This window comes from Colwellia sp. BRX10-9 (assembly GCF_014077405.1).
Lineage (GTDB): Bacteria > Pseudomonadota > Gammaproteobacteria > Enterobacterales > Alteromonadaceae > Colwellia_A.
Map to the genome: position 1 here is coordinate 1 of NZ_JACGVV010000072.1, position 3222 is coordinate 3222.

Genomic DNA, 3222 nt, shown 5'->3' on the forward strand with positions numbered 1-3222 from the left:
TTTGGTTTTTTAAACCACGTTTTTAACCGAATGCGCGTTAAGAATGAGTTCTTTAACAATCTGGAAAGCTGATATAAATAAGATATTTATAAAGCAATGAACGGTGTCGCGCTGTGATTTGCACATTTTATAAATATCTACAAAAGCGATTAATAGCGAAAGCTGTTAATCAACATTTGTTTACTCTTACTCAGAGTAAACATCTTATTCAAGACACATTTATTTGTGCGTGAAAATGTCAGACTTTACAATTGCTGTGGATTAGTCTCCACGGTGTACTTCGTGTCGAAAGACTACTTAGGGTTGTATGGTTAAGTGACTAAGCGTATGTGGTGGATGCCTTGGCAGTTAGAGGCGATGAAGGACGTGTTAATCTGCGATAAGCATTGGTGAGGTGATAAAAACCGTTATAGCCAATGATTTCCGAATGGGGAAACCCACTGACATAAGTCAGTATCATTAAGTGAATACATAGCTTAATGAAGCGAACCAGGAGAACTGAAACATCTAAGTACCCTGAGGAAAAGAAATCAACCGAGATTTCGTTAGTAGCGGCGAGCGAACGCGAATCAGCCCTTAAGCTTATTGGGCGCTAGTGGAATGTACTGGAAAGTACAACGATACAGGGTGATAGTCCCGTACACAAAAGCAACCTTTGAGTGAAATCGAGTAGGACGGAGCACGTGAAACTTTGTCTGAATATGGGGGGACCATCCTCCAAGGCTAAATACTACTAACTGACCGATAGTGAACCAGTACCGTGAGGGAAAGGCGAAAAGAACCCCTGTGAGGGGAGTGAAATAGAACCTGAAACCGCATACGTACAAGCAGTGGAAGCCGGATTTAGTCCGGTGACTGCGTACCTTTTGTATAATGGGTCAGCGACTTATATTCTGTAGCAAGGTTAACCGATTAGGGGAGCCGTAGCGAAAGCGAGTGTTAACTGCGCGTTTAGTTGCAGGGTATAGACCCGAAACCCGGCGATCTACCCATGGGCAGGTTGAAGGTTGAGTAACATCAACTGGAGGACCGAACACACGTATGTTGAAAAATGCGGTGATGACTTGTGGGTCGGAGTGAAAGGCTAATCAAGCCGGGAGATAGCTGGTTCTCCCCGAAATCTATTTAGGTAGAGCCTCGCACGAACACCATTGGGGGTAGAGCACTGTTAAGGCTAGGGGGTCATCCCGACTTACCAACCCTTTGCAAACTCCGAATACCAATGAGTGATATGCGGGAGACACACTGCGGGTGCTAACGTCCGTTGTGAAGAGGGAAACAACCCAGACCGCCAGCTAAGGTCCCAAAGTACTAGTTAAGTGGGAAACGATGTGGAAAGGCATAGACAGCTAGGAGGTTGGCTTAGAAGCAGCCATCCTTTAAAGAAAGCGTAATAGCTCACTAGTCGAGTCGGTCTGCGCGGAAGATGTAACGGGGCTAAACTAGTCACCGAAGCTGCGGATTCATAGTTTACTATGAGTGGTAGGGGAGCGTTCTGTAAGCCGTTGAAGGTGAGTTGTAAAGCTTGCTGGAGGTATCAGAAGTGCGAATGCTGACATGAGTAACGATAAGGGGAGTGAAAAACTCCCCCGCCGAAAGACCAAGGTTTCCTGTCCCATGTTAATCAGGGCAGGGTAAGTCGGCCCCTAAGGCGAGGCGGAAACGCGTAGTCGATGGGAAACAGATTAATATTTCTGTACTTCTATATATTGCGAAGGAGGGACGGAGTAGGCTAAACAGGCACGGCGTTGGTAGTCCGTGTGAAAGTACGTAGGTGGTTGACTTAGGTAAATCCGGGTCTTCATTCAACACTGAGATACGAGACGAGACTCTACGGAGTTGAAGCTGTTGATGCCATGCTTCCAGGAAAAGCTTCTAAGCTTCAGATATATAGGAACCGTACCCCAAACCGACACAGGTGGTTAGGTAGAGAATACTAAGGCGCTTGAGAGAACTCGGGTGAAGGAACTAGGCAAAATAGTACCGTAACTTCGGGAGAAGGTACGCTACTCTCGGTTAAACCCTTGCGGTGTAAGCTAAGAGTAGTCGAAGTAACCAGGTGGCTGGAACTGTTTATTAAAAACACAGCACTGTGCAAAATCGAAAGATGACGTATACGGTGTGACGCCTGCCCGGTGCCGGAAGGTTAATTGATTCGGTTAGCGCAAGCGAAGCTGATGATCGAAGCCCCGGTAAACGGCGGCCGTAACTATAACGGTCCTAAGGTAGCGAAATTCCTTGTCGGGTAAGTTCCGACCTGCACGAATGGCGTAATCATGGCCACACTGTCTCCACCCGAGACTCAGTGAAATTGAATTTGCGGTTAAGATGCCGTATACCCGCGGCTAGACGGAAAGACCCCGTGAACCTTTACTATAGCTTGACAGTGAACATTGCTCCTACATGTGTAGGATAGGTGGGAGACTATGAAACTTTGTCGCCAGATGAAGTGGAGTCTACCTTGAAATACCACCCTTGTATGCGTGATGTTCTAACCTAGGGCCCTTATCGGGCTTGGGGACACTGTCTGGTGGGTAGTTTGACTGGGGCGGTCTCCTCCCAAAGAGTAACGGAGGAGCACGAAGGTTGGCTAAGTATGGTCGGACATCATACGGTTAGTGCAATGGCATAAGCCAGCTTAACTGCGAGACAGACACGTCGAGCAGGTACGAAAGTAGGTCATAGTGATCCGGTGGTTCTGTATGGAAGGGCCATCGCTCAACGGATAAAAGGTACTCCGGGGATAACAGGCTGATACCGCCCAAGAGTTCATATCGACGGCGGTGTTTGGCACCTCGATGTCGGCTCATCACATCCTGGGGCTGAAGTCGGTCCCAAGGGTATGGCTGTTCGCCATTTAAAGTGGTACGCGAGCTGGGTTTAGAACGTCGTGAGACAGTTCGGTCCCTATCTGCCGTGGGCGTTTGAGAATTGAAGAGGGCTGCTCCTAGTACGAGAGGACCGGAGTGGACGAACCGCTGGTGTTCGGGTTGTTATGCCAATAGCATTGCCCGGTAGCTACGTTCGGAACTGATAACCGCTGAAAGCATCTAAGCGGGAAGCAGGCTTTGAGATGAGTTCTCACTGGAGCTTTAAGCTCCCTAAAGGGTCGTTGGAGACTACAACGTTGATAGGTCAGGTGTGTAAGGACTGCGAGGTCTTGAGCTAACTGATACTAATTGCCCGTGAGGCTTAACCATACAACACCCAAGTAGTTTTACT

At 48.0% G+C, this 3222-nt stretch carries 1 rRNA gene; it reads left to right on the forward strand.

The features are described 5' to 3' along the window. Positions 1 to 309: 309 nt before the first annotated feature. Positions 310 to 3200: ribosomal RNA gene (locus H4J69_RS19440) — 23S ribosomal RNA — on the forward strand. The last annotated feature ends 22 nt before the right edge of the window (positions 3201 to 3222 follow it).